At 69.8% G+C, this 17,439-nt stretch carries 12 protein-coding genes; 5 read left to right on the plus strand and 7 right to left on the minus strand.

The features are described 5' to 3' along the window. Window positions 1–470: 470 nt before the first annotated feature. Window positions 471–2,192: an ATP-dependent helicase gene (locus GLO27_RS09260; RefSeq protein WP_021199637.1), complete on the minus strand. Its 1,722-nt coding sequence runs from the start codon at window positions 2,190–2,192 to the stop codon at window positions 471–473. Then, window positions 2,189–3,070: an NAD(+) diphosphatase gene (gene nudC, locus GLO27_RS09265; RefSeq protein WP_029260318.1), complete on the minus strand. Its 882-nt coding sequence runs from the start codon at window positions 3,068–3,070 to the stop codon at window positions 2,189–2,191. Before nudC ends, GLO27_RS09260 begins: the two co-directional genes overlap by 4 nt. 64 nt (window positions 3,071–3,134) lie before the next feature. Between nudC and GLO27_RS09270 the strand changes: the two genes are divergently transcribed. Then, window positions 3,135–4,508 carry a hypothetical protein gene (locus tag GLO27_RS09270; RefSeq protein WP_208323587.1) on the plus strand — a complete coding sequence of 458 codons (1,374 nt, stop codon included), beginning with the start codon at window positions 3,135–3,137 and terminating at the stop codon, window positions 4,506–4,508. On the opposite strand, the gene GLO27_RS09275 is transcribed toward GLO27_RS09270, so the two are convergent. Then, window positions 4,454–7,993, minus strand: coding sequence for an ATP-dependent DNA helicase (locus GLO27_RS09275; protein ID WP_167254505.1), 3,540 nt, complete (start codon window positions 7,991–7,993; stop codon window positions 4,454–4,456). The genes GLO27_RS09270 and GLO27_RS09275 overlap by 55 nt on opposite strands. Next, window positions 7,990–11,211 carry an ATP-dependent DNA helicase gene (locus tag GLO27_RS09280; protein ID WP_167254507.1) on the minus strand — a complete coding sequence of 1,074 codons (3,222 nt, stop codon included), beginning with the start codon at window positions 11,209–11,211 and terminating at the stop codon, window positions 7,990–7,992. The genes GLO27_RS09275 and GLO27_RS09280 overlap by 4 nt, the downstream gene beginning before the upstream one ends. Window positions 11,212–11,381: 170 nt before the next feature. Here GLO27_RS09280 and GLO27_RS09285 point away from each other — a divergent pair, with 170 nt between their 5' ends. After that, window positions 11,382–11,606, plus strand: a complete 225-nt coding sequence (locus tag GLO27_RS09285) for a DUF3107 domain-containing protein (protein WP_017828623.1) — start codon at window positions 11,382–11,384, stop codon at window positions 11,604–11,606. Between the two features lie 7 nt (window positions 11,607–11,613). Next, a complete protein-coding gene (locus tag GLO27_RS09290; protein WP_021199632.1) occupies window positions 11,614–11,901 on the plus strand; it encodes a hypothetical protein in 288 nt (95 codons plus the stop codon). Window positions 11,902–11,919: 18 nt separating this feature from the next. Here GLO27_RS09290 and GLO27_RS09295 read toward each other — a convergent pair whose 3' ends face one another. Continuing rightward, window positions 11,920–12,633: a ferritin-like fold-containing protein gene (locus GLO27_RS09295; RefSeq protein ID WP_021199631.1), complete on the minus strand. Its 714-nt coding sequence runs from the start codon at window positions 12,631–12,633 to the stop codon at window positions 11,920–11,922. Between the two features lie 196 nt (window positions 12,634–12,829). Between GLO27_RS09295 and GLO27_RS09300 the strand changes: the two genes are divergently transcribed. Beyond that, window positions 12,830–14,350: a DEAD/DEAH box helicase gene (locus GLO27_RS09300; protein ID WP_167254509.1), complete on the plus strand. Its 1,521-nt coding sequence runs from the start codon at window positions 12,830–12,832 to the stop codon at window positions 14,348–14,350. A 96-nt stretch (window positions 14,351–14,446) separates the two neighbouring features. On the opposite strand, the gene GLO27_RS09305 is transcribed toward GLO27_RS09300, so the two are convergent. Then, on the minus strand, window positions 14,447–15,355 hold the full coding sequence (locus GLO27_RS09305; protein ID WP_167254511.1) for a DUF817 domain-containing protein: 909 nt from the start codon (window positions 15,353–15,355) through the stop codon (window positions 14,447–14,449). A gap of 63 nt (window positions 15,356–15,418) precedes the next feature. Continuing rightward, entirely contained in the window at window positions 15,419–16,291 is an 873-nt protein-coding gene (locus GLO27_RS09310; protein ID WP_167254513.1) for a PHP domain-containing protein, read from the minus strand. A gap of 100 nt (window positions 16,292–16,391) precedes the next feature. Between GLO27_RS09310 and GLO27_RS09315 the strand changes: the two genes are divergently transcribed. Further along, entirely contained in the window at window positions 16,392–17,414 is a 1,023-nt protein-coding gene (locus GLO27_RS09315; RefSeq protein WP_167254515.1) for an endonuclease/exonuclease/phosphatase family protein, read from the plus strand. Window positions 17,415–17,439 lie beyond the last annotated feature (25 nt).

Consider the following 17,439-nt stretch of genomic DNA (forward strand, 5'->3'; position numbering starts at 1 on the left):
TCTCGACGACGTGCTCCTCGACGATGTCGCTGCGGCACGCCCTGCCTGGGTCGAGAACATCGGGATCGCCGACGGCCGGAGCGAGTACCGGATGCGCGAGGCGCTCTCCGACGAAGGCATCGAACTCGTGGACATCGGTCACCGGCCCGGCGTGGCCATCGTGCTCGTGAACGGCGTGTCCGCGGCACTGCAGTTCGCCCGCTACCTGCGCGAGGACGTCGCGCACCTACCGGTCGCGTTCGAGCCCGGCCGCGTGACCGTCGGGCCGCTCGTGGTCCCCGGTGTGTCCGCCTGTCTCGCGTGTCGCGACGCCCATGCCCGAGACCTCGACCCGGCCTGGCCACTGCTGCACACGCAGATGATCGGTCGTGATCCGGGCCCGATCCGCGCCGCGCAGGTCGCTGAAGCCGGGCGGCTCGCCGCGCTGCTCCTCGCCGACGACGAAGGTGCGTCCGGGAGGATGGTGCGGATCAGCGCGGACGGTTCCCGCGAGTGGCGTCCGGTGTCGTTTCACGAAGAATGCCGGTGCCGCGGCCCGTGGTCCCCATCTCAGCGAGGAACCGCGACGGAGAGCGCTCCCCCCGACCCGCTGATCTCGACCACGACAGCGCCAGCGTACGGGCGGCGCGCGTGACGCCCACGTAGGCCAGTCGCCGCTCCTCGTCGATCGCCTCGAACGTCGTCGCATACGAGATCGGCAGCGATCCCTCCGCCCATCCGGCGAGGTACACGTGCGGCCACTCCAGCCCCTTGGCGGCATGCAGGGTCGACAGCGTGACGGTGCGCATGGTCGGCTCGTGCTGGTCCTTCGCCCGCGCCATCAGCGCGTCGCTGAAGCTTCGCAGATCCGCCTCGGGCCCCGCCTCCTCCGCGAGCCGGAGGATGGCACGTCGCGCCTCCCATCCGCTGCGCTGCGCTCCCCCTGCCGCCGGCGGCTCCTCTGTGAGACCGAGCTCGCGAAGCACCCGCTCCACCCCGGGGAGGAAGCCCTGCTCGCTGGGAGCCACGGCGGCGGCCCGGAGCGCGAGGATCGCCTGACGAACCTCCGGCATGGCGAAGAAGCGTGTGCCGCCCAGCACCGACGTCGCGATGCCCTCGGCCGCGAGCGCCTGCTGCAGAACCGCGGACTGCGCGTGCGCCCGGTAGAGGACTGCGATCTCCGAGGGGGAGGCACCCGCCTCGATGCGGGCGGAGATGGCCGCAGCGATCCCCGCGGCTTCCTCCCCCTCGGTGTCGTAGGCGGTGATGGTCGGCGCATCCGCGGTGAACTGCTCCCGGGCCGGCACGAGCTCCAACGCGCCGGGGCGGCCGTGCATCAGGGCGTTGGCTGCGGTGAGGATCGGCGGTTGCGAGCGGTAGTTCGTCTCCAGCCTCACAACCGTCGCGTCCGGGTGGCGGCGCTCGAAATCGAGCAGGAACCGCTGCTCGGCCCCCGCGAACGAATAGATGGTCTGGCTGGCATCGCCGACCACGCAGATGTCATGGCGATCGCCCAGCCAGAGCTCGAGCAGCCGGTTCTGCAACGGCGAGACGTCTTGGAACTCGTCGACCGTGAAGTGCCGGTACTGCTCGTGGACGGATGCGGCGACCCGGGGCTCCGCCTCCAGCATGCCCGCGCAGGCGAGGAGCACGTCTTCGAAGTCGAGCTGACGACGATCGTCCTTCAGTGCTTCGTATCCCCGCATCAGTTCGATCAGCTGGCCCGCATCGACACCGCTGATCGGACGCCCGAGTGCCGCGTACTGGTCGATCGACAGCATCGAGACCTTGCGCCACTCGATCTCGGAGGCGATGTCGCGCAGTGTGGCCGTGCTGGGACGGAGGCGTATCGCGTCGGCGGCCTGCCCCAGCATCCGCACCTTGTTGTCGATGATCGAGGGCGCCGGGGAACCGGCCAGCGTGGGCCAGAAGAAGTTCAGCTGAGCGAGTGCTGTCGCGTGGAAGGTGCGGGCAGCCACACCCTCGACTCCGAGAGCACGCAGGCGACCGCGGAGCTCGCCCGCGGCCTTGGCGGTGAACGTGACGGCCATGACACGCGAAGGCGAATAGGCGCCGGTGTCGACGCCGTGCGCGATGCGATGCGTGATCACCCGTGTCTTTCCGGTCCCGGCACCGGCGAGCACGGCGACGGGTCCCCGCAGCACGGATGCCGCTGCCCGCTGCCGCTCATCGAGGGCATCGAGTGCGCTCACGCGTGGTCCTCGTACCATTCGACGATCAGGGCACGGGCGATGGATGCCGGGCCCGGAAGGCCCACAGGCCCGTCTCCGGCGAGTGCGGAGCCGATCTCCGCGCGCGTGAACCAGCGCACCTCGATGATCTCTTCCCCGTCGGGGCGTGCAGCGGACTCGTCGTCGACCACGGCGCGGAAGCCCACCATGAGCGAGCGCGGGAACGGCCAGGCCTGGGACGAGACGTACCGCAGGGCGGACAGCCGCACGCCCGACTCCTCCTCGATCTCGCGATACGCGGTCGATTCGAGGGACTCCCCGGCCTCGGTGAAGCCCGCGAAGCACGAGAACATCCGTCCGCCCCAGTTCGCGTTGGCGCCGAGCAGGAGGCGCTCGCCGTCCCGGCTCTCGACGGCGACGATCACCGCTGGATCCGTGCGCGGGAAATGCTGGCGCCCGCACACGAGGCAGCGCCGCGACCATCCGCCTTGCTGAAGTCGCGTCGCTCCACCGCACGCAGGGCAGAACGGGGCATCGCGCAGCCATCCCGCGAGGGCGATCGCGCCGATCAGGAGCTCGGACTCCTGCCCGTCGAGACGTCCGCCGAGGTCACGGAGGCCGAGCCAGATCTCGTCCGGGGCCGTGTCGAGTGCGTCGTTCTCCGGCGGGGCGGCGGCGAGGAGCAGCACGGTGCCGTCGACATCGCGGCCGAGGAGAGCCCAGGTCGCCTCGACGACCGCATCCGGTGCGACGCGCAGCAGCGCGGAATCGACGACCCGGACACGTCCCTCACGCACGACGATGACGCGGGTCGCCGGGTCGGCGCGCAGACGATCGAGCACATCCGGCTCCTCGCGGAGTTCGGCTGCACGGTCGAGGGACGGGCGCTGAATGGTCATCGACTCCCTCTTTCACGGGCGTGGCGGAGGCGGGACCGCCCCTGAGCCGACCTACCCTGGGGGCATGGGACGCTCTCCTTTCACTCTAGCCGCGGCAGTGACCGCCGCACTGCCCGGGGCGGAGGTCACGGGTGCCCGCGGTCTGAGCGCGGACGGCGACGGTCGATTCGACTCCGCCATCGCCTCGCTGGCGGACGGCCGTGAACTCGCGATCCGCGTCGCGGACGACGACGAGACGGCGCGCGAACTCGCCGCCGAAGCCCTCGCTCTTCGAGCGCTCACCGACGGCGCCCGCGCCATGCTGCCGTTCCGCGTGCCCGCCTACATCGGGGAGACGCGCATCGGCGAGGGTCGCGCGCTCGTCACCGAGCTCCTCCCCGGCTTCCAGATCGAGGCGGCCCTGGTGCCCGCGGGGCGCGGTGCCGCGCCGTCGATGGGAGCCGCGATCGCCGCCGTGCACGGCCTTCCCACCTCGGTCGTCCGGGGCGCAGGACTCGGAACCCGCACCGCCGAGGAGAGCCGCGCCGAGTTGGAGCGCCTGATCGACACCGCGGCGGCCACCGGGCGCGTGCCGGCACGTCTCACGGTGCGTTGGCGCGATGCCGTCGCCGACGACGACCTCTGGCGCTTCGAGTCCACCGTGGTCCTCGGAGGCGTGCAGTCGACCTCGTTCCTGTTCGACGACGATCCGGAGCGCGGGCCCGAAGTGGTCGGCCTCGTCGGTTGGCATGGGCTCGCGGTGGGAGACCCGGCGGTCGACCTCTCCTGGCTCTCCGCAGCTCCCGATGCGTCAGACGACGTCCACGCCGCGTATGCCCGCGCCGTCGACCGTGCCCCCGATCCCGGCCTCGAGGTGCGAGCCCGCCTGCTCGCCGAACTCGAGTTCGCACGCTGGCTCGTGCACGGCGACTCCATGCATCGGCCGGACATCGTCGACGATGCCGCCGCACTGCTCGATGCTCTCGCCGAGGGCCTGCGAACGGACGACCTCAGCATCATCGATGCCCGCGCTGCCGGCGTCGACTCCGCCATGGACGCGCTCGACCGCGTGCCCCGGGATACCGTCGCCGAGGTCGACACCTCCATGCACACCGATGCCTACAACCCCGAAGAACTGTGGATCGAAGTCCCGGAGGAGGCGGAGTCGTCGCCGCAGGACACGGAGTCACTGGAACCGGTGCGCACCATCGACACCGGACGCACGACCGACCGGGACCAGGACGACAGCGCTCACCGCACCGAGATGCTCAATGTCGAGACCGAGGATCTCTCCGAGGCGCGGAGCATCTTCGCGGGTACCCGTGGTTTCGAGCCCCGCGAACAGACACGTCCTTCCGCATCGGACGCTGCGGCCGAGTACGACGAGTCCGACTCGGACGAAGCTCAGCGTGCGGCGCGGGCGGCGCTCCAGCGCTGGAAGAGCTCTTCCTCCGAGTAGACACGGTCGCCACGGATGATCAGGTCGTCCGCGACGTAGTACAGCGCGACGTCGATGTCCTCCAGAGGCACGTCGAAGCGCCGATGGTACGCCAGACGGTAGAGCGCCAGCTGCAGCATCCGCTCCTCGCGCTCGTCTGCCGTTCGCGGAGCCTTCCCGGTCTTCCAATCCACGATCTCGATGCGTCCACCACGGTCGGCGCGTCGGTAGACGGCGTCGAGCTTGCAGATGACGATGTGCGATCCTGCCACCTCCGACGAGGGAAGTCCGGCGCCGAGGGCGAAGTCGATCTCGATCTCGACGGCGATCGGCTGCAGTCCTCCCCATTCGCTGCGCTCGAAGGTCGCCTGCAGAGCGGCGAGATCGGCGGCATCTGCGGTCGCTGCCGCCCCCTCCCGCGTCTCCACCGTCGCCTGCGCGGGTTCCGACGCGATCTCATCCTCGTCGAGCTCCCAGAGGGCCTCATCCGGACGGCTGCCGACACCGACCAGCGCCGAACGCTGTTCCACCCAGGCGTGGAACAGCGTGCCGAGCCGGGTCTGCCGGTACGGTCGCTCGGGCATGGGTCTGACGATCGAGGAGAGCGTGCCGGAGAAGTCGGTGACGTAGTCCTTGAATCGCGATGCCGGGACGCGCGTCGGGGCGTCCGCGTCGGTTCCGCGCTGCCTCGCCGCACGCTCGGCCAGCAGGCGGGCGAGCTCCACCGACGGTTCCGCCGTCCCTCTGCGGGCGGCGTCATCCACGGCCGCAGCCGCCGCGGACACGACCTCTCGTCGTGCCCCCAACGGGTCGAGGGGCCACCGCAACGTCGAACCGGGGCCGTCATAGGGGTTGTCGTCGGGGTCGACCGCCTCGACCTCGTCGAGCCCCTGCACCTCGATGGCCTCGACCAGATAGGGGCTCGGGGTGCGCGGAGACTTCTGTCCTGCCCAATGCGCACCGCTGAGAAGCAGATCGGTGCGCGCGCGGGTGACCGCGACGTACGCCAGACGCCGCTCCTCCTGCTGCTGATAGGTCCGGTAGGCATCCTTGAAGCGTTTGATCGCGCCGCCCCGGGGATTCGCCTTCGTCGCACCACCGGACAGTGAGGCCTGCGCGAGCTTCTGGCGCTTGACGGGGTCGGCCTCGTCGCCCATCGCCTCGACCGGATCCCACTCGAATCGGGGCAGCGCGTCGCGGTCACCGCGCAGAGCAAACGGAACGACTCCGAAGCCGAACCAGCCGGAGGTGTCGGAGACCCGGCTGGGAAGCTCGTCGACCACGAGCCGCACCACGGCGACCGCGTCCCATTCCAGCCCCTTCGACCCATGGATCGTCAGCAGTTGCACGACTCCGGCCTCCGGCGGCTCGGGCCGGGGCATGAGCTCGTCGGTGCTCTCGGCCTTGTCGAGCCACGCGAGCAGACTGCCGATGCTCCCCCGCTCGTCCGCCGCGAGGAAGGCTCGTACCTCATCGGCGAAGGCCCGCAGCTGGGTCGCGGCGACACGGGCCGGGCCTCTGGTCTCGTTGGCCGCCAACTCGATGTCCAGCCGCAGTTCGAGCTCGACCAGCCGGATCAGCTCGGGGATCGGCTGGGAGGACGCGCGGCGCAGTCGCTCGAGCATCTCCCCCGCCGCACGCACCCTCGCCCTGCCGTCGGGCGTGATGGACGCGAGGAGCCGATAGTCGTCGCGCACCGCACGCACCACGTCGACCGCGTCGATGATCGAGACCGCCTCGTCGGCCCCCCGCGAGGAACGCAGCCGCGCGCGCACCTCCTCGGGCAACGGAGCCATGGCGGGGTCGCGCTCGGAGAGTGTGCGCCCGAGGTCGTAGAGCGCCGCCATGTCGGCAACGCCGACACCGAAACGAGGACCCGTGAGAAGGCGGATGAGCGCCGACCCCGCGGTGGGGTCGTGCACCACGCGCAGCGTCGACACGACGTCGACCACCTCCGGCGTCGCCAACAGACCGCCGAGGCCGAGGATGCGGTGCGCGATGCCACGCGCCGCGAGCGCGGCGGCGAACGTCTGCATGTGGCGTTTCGAACGGAACAGGATAGCTCCGGTGTGCGGCTTCGCGCCCGGGGACTCACCGGCGCTGCGGGCGTCGTGCGCGGCACGGCGCTCGGCGAACCATTCCGCCACGGCGGATGCCTCTTCGTCCACCGTGAACGGGTACTCGATGGTCACGGTGCCTTCCCCGGCGCCGGGGCGCGGTTCGAGCGGCGGCACGTCGAGCCCCGGGCGTTGCAGGGGTTCGAGCACGCGGTTCGCGATCCCGAGGATGCCTCGATCATTGCGCCAGCTGGTCATGAGGCTGTAGGTCTGCGCCGCTGCGGTGCTCGAGAACGTGCGGGAGAAGGCGTAGAGGTTGTCGGCGCTCGCACCTCGCCAACCGTAGATCGACTGATGCGGGTCGCCCACGGCCATCACCGCGGAGTCGCGGAACAGCTCGGCGAGGAAGCGGGTCTGGATGACCGACGTGTCTTGGTACTCGTCGAGCAGCACGACACGGTGCTGCTCGCGCAGTTCGGCCCGTACGTCGGGAGCCGATTCGACGATGTCGTAGGCCCCGCCCACCTGGTCGGCGAAGTCGAGCACGCCTCGGCGCTGTTTCTCGGCGATGTAGTCGCGCACGAGGCGGGTCAGCGTCGGCAGACTGAGCAGGTTCACCGCCGCCTTCTCGACGTCGGCGTTGCCCCGATAGGGCTCGAACGCGAGTGCCTGATCGCGGGCGATGTGCTCGGCACGGTCGAGGTCGACGCGGTGGTCGAGGGCATCGCCGGCGAGCCTCTGCACAGCGTCGATGACCGTGCCGAGCGCGAAATCGATGTTCTCCAGCTCGGGGAGGTCGCTGCGGAGCACCACTTCGCGTGCCAGCATCCAGGAGGCGGCCTGGCTGAGCATCGCCACGTCGGGGTCCCGTCCGATGCGCGCCGCGTGCTCACGGACGATGCCGTCGGCGAAGGCGTTGTAGGTCGAGACGCGCGGCCGGATCATCAGGTCTTCCGCAGCACGAGGGGTCACCGGATCCCATCCCGTTCCGCGGTGCGCAGCGAGTTCGTCGAGCACGTGCGCGCGCACCAGCTCACGCTGTCGGCCCGGCACGGCCTCGTCGACCCTCCGAAGTGACCCGTCCGCCACGATCTCGGGCAGATGCGGGAGGAGCCCCCGGCGTCCGTACTCGTCGATGACCGCGAGCCGATGGGCGATCCGTTCCGCGAGCTCTCCTGCGGCTTTGCGCGTGAAGGTGAGGCCGAGGATCTCGTCGCGGCGGACGTGCCCGTTGGCCACGAGCCAGACCACCCGCCCCGACATCGTCTCGGTCTTACCGCTTCCTGCTCCGGCGACGACGAGGGCAGGCTCCGGCGGCGCTTCGATCACCCGCTGCTGTGCGGGTGTCGGCGACGGTTGCCCCAGCGCAGCCGCGATGTCTGTGGCGGAGATGCCCGCACCGCCGCTCCACCCTGCTCCGCTCCGCTCCGGCCCGCTCACGCCCGTCATGAGCTCACCGCCGGCACAGTATGGATGCGGCAGGGGTGCACCCGGCGCTGCGTGTCCGCACAGTGCGACTCGACCTGCGCGGTGAAGCTCGATGCCGACATACCGCGAGCCGCATCCGACACGCGCTTCAGGAACGCCGTTCGCGACTCATCGTCGAGCGTGTGCTGATGGGCGATGCGGTAGTCGCTCTTGGCGAGTGTCTTGGAGACGATCACGAGTCGAGCGCCGGCCAGCGACGACGACGGCGCCCCCTCGATCAGTCCCTGCTGGACCGCCACCTGATAGGCGGCCAGCTGCGCGTGCTCGATCACACCGGAGTCGGATTCGGGATCATTCTTCCCCGTCTTCAGATCGACCACGACCGTCGGGCCGTCAGGACCCCCCGACATCGGCTCCCAGCCGCGGCCTCGAGCTGTCGGATGCTCGCCGGCGCCCGGCGGGTAGGCTTCCACACGGTCGATGTAGCCGTGGATGATCGCCTTATTCGCCTGGTCCTCCCCCACCGCGTGCACCGTCGGCGCGATCTCCTCGTCGGTCGCGGGAGCCACGTCGACGGCGAAGCGGAACTCGACCTCACTGCCGATGACGCGCCCTCCCTCCCGGCGCACGTCGCCCAGGTAGGTGTGCAGCCGATCGACGAGCAGATCGGCACGACGTCGTTCCTTGCGCCCGATCCACTCGGTCTCGAAATCGAGCTCCGGCCAGTGCTCGGCCACGATCTCCCGCATCCGCTCGAGATCTCCTTCGGGTACCCTCTCCATCGCCTCGTGCACGATCGTGCCGATGCCGGCGGTCGGCGGCATCACGGTGTCGCCGCCGAGCGCCGAGACGACCCAGTTGAGGCCACATTCCTCGTAGGAGTCCATCTTCGAGGGCGATACCCGGGCTCCGGTGACGGCGAGATCGCGCAGCGGCGCCTGCGTCGATGGCGGGGTGATCCCGTACCACTCCGCCGGGTCGGCTCCAGGGACGCCTTCGCGAGCGAGGACGGCGAGCTGTGCCGCGGCGGCACGGCGCACCGGCTCGGCGACCGTCGTCGTGAGCGTGCGTCGGTGCCGCGCGACGAGTCCGCGCAGGGTGAGCGGGTGCTCCGCCGAGGCATGCCGCTCGGGTGGTTCCGGCGCAGGAAGGAAGCCGAAGAACGGGCTGGGCGTGAGGTCGTCGTCGTCCACCGCCGTGATCAGGAGACGATCGCGTGCGCGCGACACAGCGCGCACGAAGAGCCGGAGCTCATCGTGCAGTGCCGCACGTCGACGGTCGAGGACCCCTGGAGCCTCGATGGAGATCCCCGTGCGGGCGGCCTGGATCGCATCCGGCAGACGCCAGGTCTGCAGCAGACCGCCACGCAACCGCACGTTCGGCCAGATGCCGTCCTGCACGCCGGCGACCACGACCGCGTCGAACTCCGTGCCGAGGGCGGTGGCGGGGGTCAGCAGCGTGACCTTTCCCGGCCGGTCGGGAGTTGACAGCGAATCCTCCGGAACCTCGCTGTCGAGGATGTCGCGCACGAAGACCTCGGGCCTCTCGTTCGGCGTACGCTCGACGAAGCGCTTCGCGGCGTCGAACAGAGAGACCAGCGCATCGAGCGAACGAGCCGTCTCCGCTCCCGTCGGCAGCAGCGAGATCTCGCGCCAGGCGATCTGCAGCCGCCGGCCGTCGACGGCCCGAGCCTGATCCCAGACCCGCCACAGCAGGTCGTGGATCGTCTCCCCCGCCGCCGCACCGCGGGAGAGCGCTTCGATCGTCTCGGCGAACCGTTCGGCCGTGCGCGATTCCGGAGCGTCGATCAGCGTGAGGTGCGCAGGATTCGCCATCGCCCGGCGCAGCAGTTCGCGTGCAGGCGTCGATCCTCCCTGCTCGAGTTCGACGTGTCGGAGGCGCGCACGCAGTCGCCGCAGCCCGATCGCGTCCATCCCTCCGAAGGGGGTGCGCAGCGCCTCCTCGAGTGCGGGCGACGTGCGCTCTTCGACCGGGGTGAGTGCCAGACGCACGATGCCGACGATGTCGCGTACGATCCCCTCGCTGCCGAGCGGGCGCTGCACACCGGCCGCTCGTGTCGGGATCTCCCTGGCGGCGAGTTCGGTCTCGAGTGCGGTGACCTGCCGGGTGTCGTGGGCGATGACCGCCATCCGGTCCCAGCGGATGCCGTCGGAGAGGTGCCACTCGCGCATGACGCCGGCGATGCGATCGAGCTCCTCATAGGGGGAAGGAGCAACGAACGTCGCGACTCCGGCTTCGACCTCTTCGGCGGTCACCGGCACCGGAGCGCGCCGGTGCTCGACCCGTCCGGACACGCCGATCGCCTGCGTCACGGTGCGGGTGAGCGCCGTGAGCGCCGGACGCTGGCGGTGCGGCCCGTCGAGTACGTGCACGTCTCCCAGCACGCCGGCGAGCTGGGCGAACAGCTCGGGGCTGGCTCCACGGAACGACCCGGATGAGATGTCAGGATCGCCGAAGGCGTGCACGGCGATCCCGCGGCTGCGCAAGGCCGTCACGACGGCGATCCCACCGCGGGTGAGCTCCTGCGCGTCATCGATGAGCACCACGCGCAAGGGAGCGAGCGGGCCGAGGGTGTTCGCGTCTGCCGTATCCAGGATGGTGCTCGCCTCGCTGAGCAGATCAGCGGCGTCGCGGTGCGCCGAGCGGAGCGCGTCGAGGACCATGCGGTACTCGACGAGGAACTCCGCCGTCGCCACCCACACCTCGTTTCCCGAGGCCCGGAGTTCCGCGGCGCCGACGCCGATCTCGGTGCACTCGGCGAGGAAGGCACGCAGCTCGGAGCGGAACCCCTTCGAGGCGCGCACGGAAGGGCTCAGCGCGTCGGGCCACCGGATGCGCCCGTCTTCCGCATCTCCGGCGAGCAGCTCGGCGATGATGCGGTCCTGATCGGCACCGGTCAGCAGCGCCGGCGGTTCGGCTCCTTCTCGCACCATCGCTCCACGGACGATCTGGAAGGCGAAGGAACCGAGCGATCTGGCCAACGGTCCCGGCGTCGCCTGACCGATGCGCACGCCGATCCGATCGCGCAGAGCCGTCGCCGCCTGGCGGTTCGGGGTGAGGGCGAGGACCTGTTCGGGGCGCAGCCCCTCGACGTCGAGCAGGTGCACGACACGCTCGATGAGGGTGCGCGTCTTGCCCGTTCCCGGCGCGCCGATGATGACACCGGATGCCGACGGCTCTGCGGCGATCACAGCGCGCTGAGCGGTATCGGGTGTCATGACCTCCACGCTATCCGGACGTGCGGACATCGCAGCCCGCACCCGCCAGGCACGTCCGGGGTCGCAGTCGTCCGCGCTGTGCGCTCACGGCGAAACCGGTCCCCGCGGCCGATCCTGCCCGGTGCCCGCGGGGTAGAGTTGGCGCAGTCCCCGAACTTCAAGGAGCACGCGTGGAAATCCGCATCGGCATCATCAACACCGGCCGTGAACTGAGCTTCGACACCGGCGCCAGCGCTGAAGAGGTCCGCACCCAGGTCGCCGCGGCGCTCGAGCAGAGCGCGTCGCACGTGAGCTTCGCCGACGTGAAGGGCAACTCCTACATCGTCCCGACCGCGAACCTCGCCTACATCGAGCTGGGCACCGAGGAATCGCGCCGCGTCGGCTTCGTCGCCTGACCGCGCGATGTACATCCTCCTCGCACTCATCGGCGCGTGCGCTCTGGGAATCGCCGCGCACTTCCTGATCCGTGATCGCGAGCTGCGCGGCGTCGCCCTGACCCCGGCGATCGCCACCGCCGTTTCGGCGCTCACCTACACGGGCCTGCAGTGGGCCGGTGTGGGCGAGGACAGCATCTGGCTGTGGCTCGCGAGCGTCCTCGGCGCTCCCGTCGTGGCCGCACTGGCGACCGTGGCCATCACCGGGATGCGCAAGCGCTCCGACGCGCAGAGCAGGGCGGCGCTGGGCATCTGAGCCGTCGAACTGTGTCGCCTAGGACGCCAGTCCCATCGCGTCCATGCGACGAGCGTGCGCACCCATGAGCTCGGTGTAGACCGGTTCGATGCGCTCCTCGTCGATCTCGAGACGCTCGGGCCGCAGCGCAGAGCGGCAGACGAGGATCGTGTCGCCGACCAGGCGGCGCGCCCACATCGACAGCAGCGAACGCCACTCCTCGTCGCTCTCGATCGTCTCCTGGATGATGGCGACGATCTCGTGTCGAGCGTCGTCCTCGCGGAGGATCTCCGCCACGCGCCGCCCGGTGTCTCCGTAGCTGGACGCCAGCGCGAGATAGAAGTCGTCGAGCATTCCGGCGGTGATGTACACGGCGAGAAGCGTCTCCCGTGGGCGCGCGCCGATGGTCTTTCGACGGAACGCGTCGAGGTTCTCCCGGAACGGGAGCATCAGTTGCGTGGGGTCGTCACCGTGCTCGGCGATGAGCTCCACGATCCCCCGATGCTTGGTCAAGGCGGCCCCTGCCGCACGAGACAGCGACTCCTTCTCGGAGAGCGCGGTCGTGGCGCGGATGAGACGCGTCAGCGTCTCGAAGTAGCCCAGTTGCAGATAGGCGGCCTGCCCGAGGAACCGATTGAGCTCGGGAGCGAGTTCGGCGAAATCGATGCGCGTCGCATCCCCCTGCTCGCCTCTGCCGCGCAGCGCGAGGGTGCGTCGCGGCGCGTCGTCGCGCTGCCAGAACCACTTAACCACGAGGTCGTCCTCCCGAGTCCACCACGACGTTCACAATACTCGTGCCGAACGCTCCTTCCTGGCCGGATGCGCCCCTCGGGTAGGCTGGGCGTGTCCCCGCCGTCGGAGCGGGGCCCCGCGCCTGTGGCACAAGAGACGGCGTGGATCCGTTAACGTGGCGATCCCGCAGGCTCGCCGGACAGGCAATCTGAATAAAGTGACAACTTTCGCCGATCTCGGCATCGATCAGGACATCGTCGACGCACTCGCCGCCAAGGGCATCGTCGACGCGTTCCCCATCCAGGAGCAGACCATCCCCCTCGGCCTTCCCGGCCAGGACATCATCGGTCAGGCCAAGACGGGAACAGGCAAGACCTTCGGCTTCGGCATCCCCGTCGTCCAGCGCCTCGGCAAGGACCCGGAGCACGGCGTCAAGGCACTCATCGTGGTGCCGACGCGCGAGCTCGCGGTGCAGGTGTACGAAGACATCGACCTGCTCACCAGCAACCGCTCGACCAGCGTCGTCGCCATCTACGGCGGCAAGGCCTACGAAGGTCAGATCGACCAGCTCAAGGCCGGCGCGCAGATCGTGGTCGGCACGCCCGGTCGACTGATCGACCTCGCCGGTCAGCGCCTGCTCGACCTCTCGCACGCCACCGAGGTCGTGCTCGACGAGGCCGACAAGATGCTCGACCTCGGCTTCCTCGCCGACATCGAGAAGATCTTCCAGAAAGTCCCGGCCGTCCGTCACACGCAGCTGTTCTCCGCGACGATGCCCGGCCCGATCGTCGCCCTCGCGCGTCGCTTCATGTCGAACCCGATCCACATCCGTGCGAACGACCCCGACGAGGGCCTCACGCAGGCGAACATCAAGCACCTCGTCTACCGTGCGCATTCGATGGACAAGGACGAGGTCATCGCCCGCATCCTGCAGGCCGAGGGTCGCGGAAAGACCGTGATCTTCACCCGCACGAAGCGCGCGGCGCAGCGCCTCGTCGACGAGCTGAGCGACCGCGGCTTCAATGTGGGTGGCGTGCACGGTGACATGGGTCAGGATCAGCGCGAGCGCTCGATGGCCGCCTTCAAGGCGGGCAAGCGCGACGTCCTGGTCGCGACCGACGTGGCCGCCCGAGGCATCGACGTCGATGACGTGACGCACGTCATCAACCACACGATCCCGGATGAGGACAAGACGTACCTGCACCGTGCAGGCCGTACGGGCCGCGCGGGCAAGACCGGCATCGCGGTCACCTTCGTCGACTGGGAAGACCTGCACAAGTGGGCCCTGATCAACCGCGCCCTCGAGTTCGGCCAGCCCGAGCCCATCGAGACCTACTCGTCCAGCCCGCATCTGTACGAGGACCTCAACATCCCCCAGGGCACGAAGGGCCGCCTGGTGTCGGCGCCCAAGACGGAGTCCGTGAAGACCGAGCGCACCCGTCGACCCGAGCGCGCGGCCGACGCCGCCGCCGAGGGGACCGATGAGGGCGGCACCCGCCGCCGTCGTCGCCGTCGGAACAGCACGACTCCGGTCGGTTCGACCTTCACCGAAGGCGCGGCAGACTCGACGTCCGGCGAGGGGCAGTCCGCACCGGCCGCCGATCGCGGTGCCGAGGGCGCGGGCACGCATGACGGTGCGGGCAAGGAGCACCACGACGGCAAGCCGGCTCCGGCACGTCGTCGCCGTCGTCGCCGTGGCGGTTCCGGCGCCGGCGCGGCTCCCGTCACCGGGGCCTGAGCACGTCACCGAGAGGGCGCATCCACCGGGTTCACTCCGGCGTATGCGCCCTCTCGCATGTGTGGACGCGGAAGCCGAGAGCCGGTTGCGGCGGGTTCACCGTCGGTCGCCGACATCCGACTCCTGTGCGCGTGCCTCGTCGGCCGTGCGCAGCACGGCTGCCGGCACCTGCGGCGGATACACCCAGGCGACCAGCACGACCGAGATGATCATCAGCAGGAACCACGAGCTCAGCTTGCTCAACGAGACCGGCTGCCAGCCTCCGGCCTGATCCGGGTAGGCCCATGCGCCCGCCCACGTGCCGATGTTCTCCGCGAGATAGATGAACACCGCGACCCCGCCGAAGACGGCCAGGAGCGGCAGACGGATCGTGCGCCGCCACACCCGCGCGTGCATCACTGTGGGCAGCCAGAGCGCCACGACTCCCGCCAGGAGCACCCAGCGGGCATCCCACCACCAGTGGTGGGTGAAGAAGTTGAGGTAGATCGCCGCTGCGAGGACGGCCGTCATCCATCGCCGCGGATACCGCGTGAACCCGAGGTCGAACAGTCGATAGACGCGCACCATGTACGACCCGACCGCCGCATACATGAAACCGCTGAACAGCGGGACACCGCCGATGCGGAGAATCCCGTCCGCGGCATACGCCCACGACCCCACGTCGGTCTTGAAGAGCTCCATGGCGGTGCCGGTGATGTGGAACAGGACGATGACCCACAGCTCACGCCCGCTCTCCAGTCGGAAGACGAGCATCGCCACCTGGATGAGCACAGCGGCGATGGTGAGTGCGTCGTTGCGGGCGAGCACCGCATCGTCGGGGTACCACAGACGCGCGGCGACGATCAGGACCAGCAGCGCCGCCCCGAAGATGCACGCCCACGCCTGCTTGACGACGAACACCGCGAACTCGATCAGGCCGGCGCGGATGCCGTTCGACGGGGAATCGCGGAGGAGGCGATGAGCCCACGCGTCGACGCGTCGCTCGAGGGAAGTCGCTCGCTGCATGCCTCGGACGGTATCGGTCCCGCTCGACAGGTCGCCGAGAGATGACCGCCAGAATGCCGAGGATCAGGGAAAACGCGGGGCGGTGCCCGTGCCGCGTGCTATGAGCCTGGCCACCATCTCGTCAGAGGTGGTGTTCTCGCCGGGACGGTTGGGCTTGCCGTCGCCGTGATAGTCGCTCGAGCCCGTGATGATGAGGTCGTGCTTCGCGGCGATCTCTCGCAACAGCCGCTTGCCTGCCTCCGTGTTCTCGCGATGCTCGATCTCGAACCCGCCGAGGCCTGCATCGACGAGGCGCTCGATGAACGCCACGGGCATCACGCGGTCGCGCCCCGCCGTCACGGGGTGGGCGATGATCGCCACTCCCCCCGCCTCGGTGATCAGACGCACAGCGGTCAGCGGATCGGGTGCGTAATGCGGCTCGTAGTACCCCTCCCGTGGATGCAGGATGCCGTCGAACGCCTCGCTCCGATCCCGCACGATGCCGCGGGCGACGAGGGCGTCGGCGATGTGCGGACGCCCCACCGTCGCGTCGAGTGCCGTCTGCGCCACCACGTCGTCCCACTGCAGGTCGTAGTCTCGCCCGATGTTGCGGACGATCCGCTCGGCACGGCCGATCCGATCACCGCGGATGCGATCGGTCTCGGCCCGCAGCGCGTCATCCTCCGGATCGAAGAGGTAGCCGAGAACATGCACGCTGCGCCACTCGTGCTTCGCGGAGAGCTCCATCCCCGGGATGAAGGTCATCCCCCGTGCGACGGCGGCGTCTCCCGCCTCGCCCCAACCGGTCGAGCGGTCGTGATCGGTCAGCGCGAGCGTGCGCACCCCGTGCGCGTGCGCCTGCCGGACGACCTCGGCCGGCGACTCCGTGCCATCGGAATGGTTGGAGTGCAGGTGCAGGTCGGCGGGACCGGCGAATCCGTGGGACGAAGTGGCCATCCTCCGAGCGTACCGAGCGGCGACCCGCGCGGACGCGGAGGCGCACGGAAGCGGATGTCGAGGCAGGGACTTCACAGGCGACGCTCCTAGGCTGGTGGGGATGTTTCGTCTCCTGGGGATCCTCTTCACCGTGCTGCTCGCGATCGCGACGGCGGTCGTGGTGTGGCCGCAGTTCTTCCGTCTCGAGCAGACCTACCCGTTCGCGCAGCTTGTGTCCGCGCGCGGCATCGTGCTCGGCGGTTTCCTCGTCGTCGCGGTGCTCGCGCTCCTGCTGCTGTTCGCCCGTCCGCTCCGCGGATTCGCCGCCTCCGTCCTGATCGTTGCGCTGCTCGGCGCCGGCGCGACCGCGGCGATCGGTGCCGTTCGCGGTTTCGGGGGATCCGCACTCCCGGAGAAGACCGAGGACAGTGTCCGCGTGCTCACCTGGAACACGGCGGGAGAAGCGGTGTCTGCCGAGGCGATCGCCCAGCAGATCCTCGATCAGGGGGCCGACATCGTCGCCCTCCCCGAGACGACCGAGGCCGTCGGCGAGCGCATCGCTATCATGCTCCGCGAGCAGGGACACCCGATGTGGGTGCACCACGTGCAGTTCCGCCCGGATGTGCAGGACGGGCCGCAGTCGTGGCAGACGACCGTGCTGGTCGCCCCGGACCTCGGCGAGTACTCCGTGATCGAGTCGGCGAAGGACGGCACCAGCAACACCGGCTCGGTGCCCAGCGTCGTGCTCATGCCGATCGACGGCTCTGGCCCCACCATCGTCGCCGTGCACGCGGTCGCGCCGCGCATGGAGGAGATGCAGCAGTGGCGCAGCGACCTGCAGTGGATCGCGGATCAGTGCCCCCAGGGCGACTTCATCCTGGCCGGTGACTTCAACGCGACGATCGACCACATGGCCCCTCTCGGAGTCGAGGGCGGAGATATCGGCTACTGCCGCGATGTCGCATCCCGCACCGGCAACGGCCTCACGGGTACCTGGCCGAGCTCTCTCCCTGCCCTCGCCGGCGCCCCGATCGATCATGTGATGGCGTCGCAGAACTGGTCTCCGACGGGGTCGGTCGTGCTGGACGATGCCGGTGGCAGCGACCACCGCGCTCTGGTCGTGCAGCTCGAGCCCGCCGGCTGACTCCCGCACCCGCCCGCCAGGTGAC

The organism is Microbacterium sp. Be9 (assembly GCF_011754135.1).
GTDB classification, from domain to species: domain Bacteria; phylum Actinomycetota; class Actinomycetes; order Actinomycetales; family Microbacteriaceae; genus Microbacterium; species Microbacterium maritypicum_A.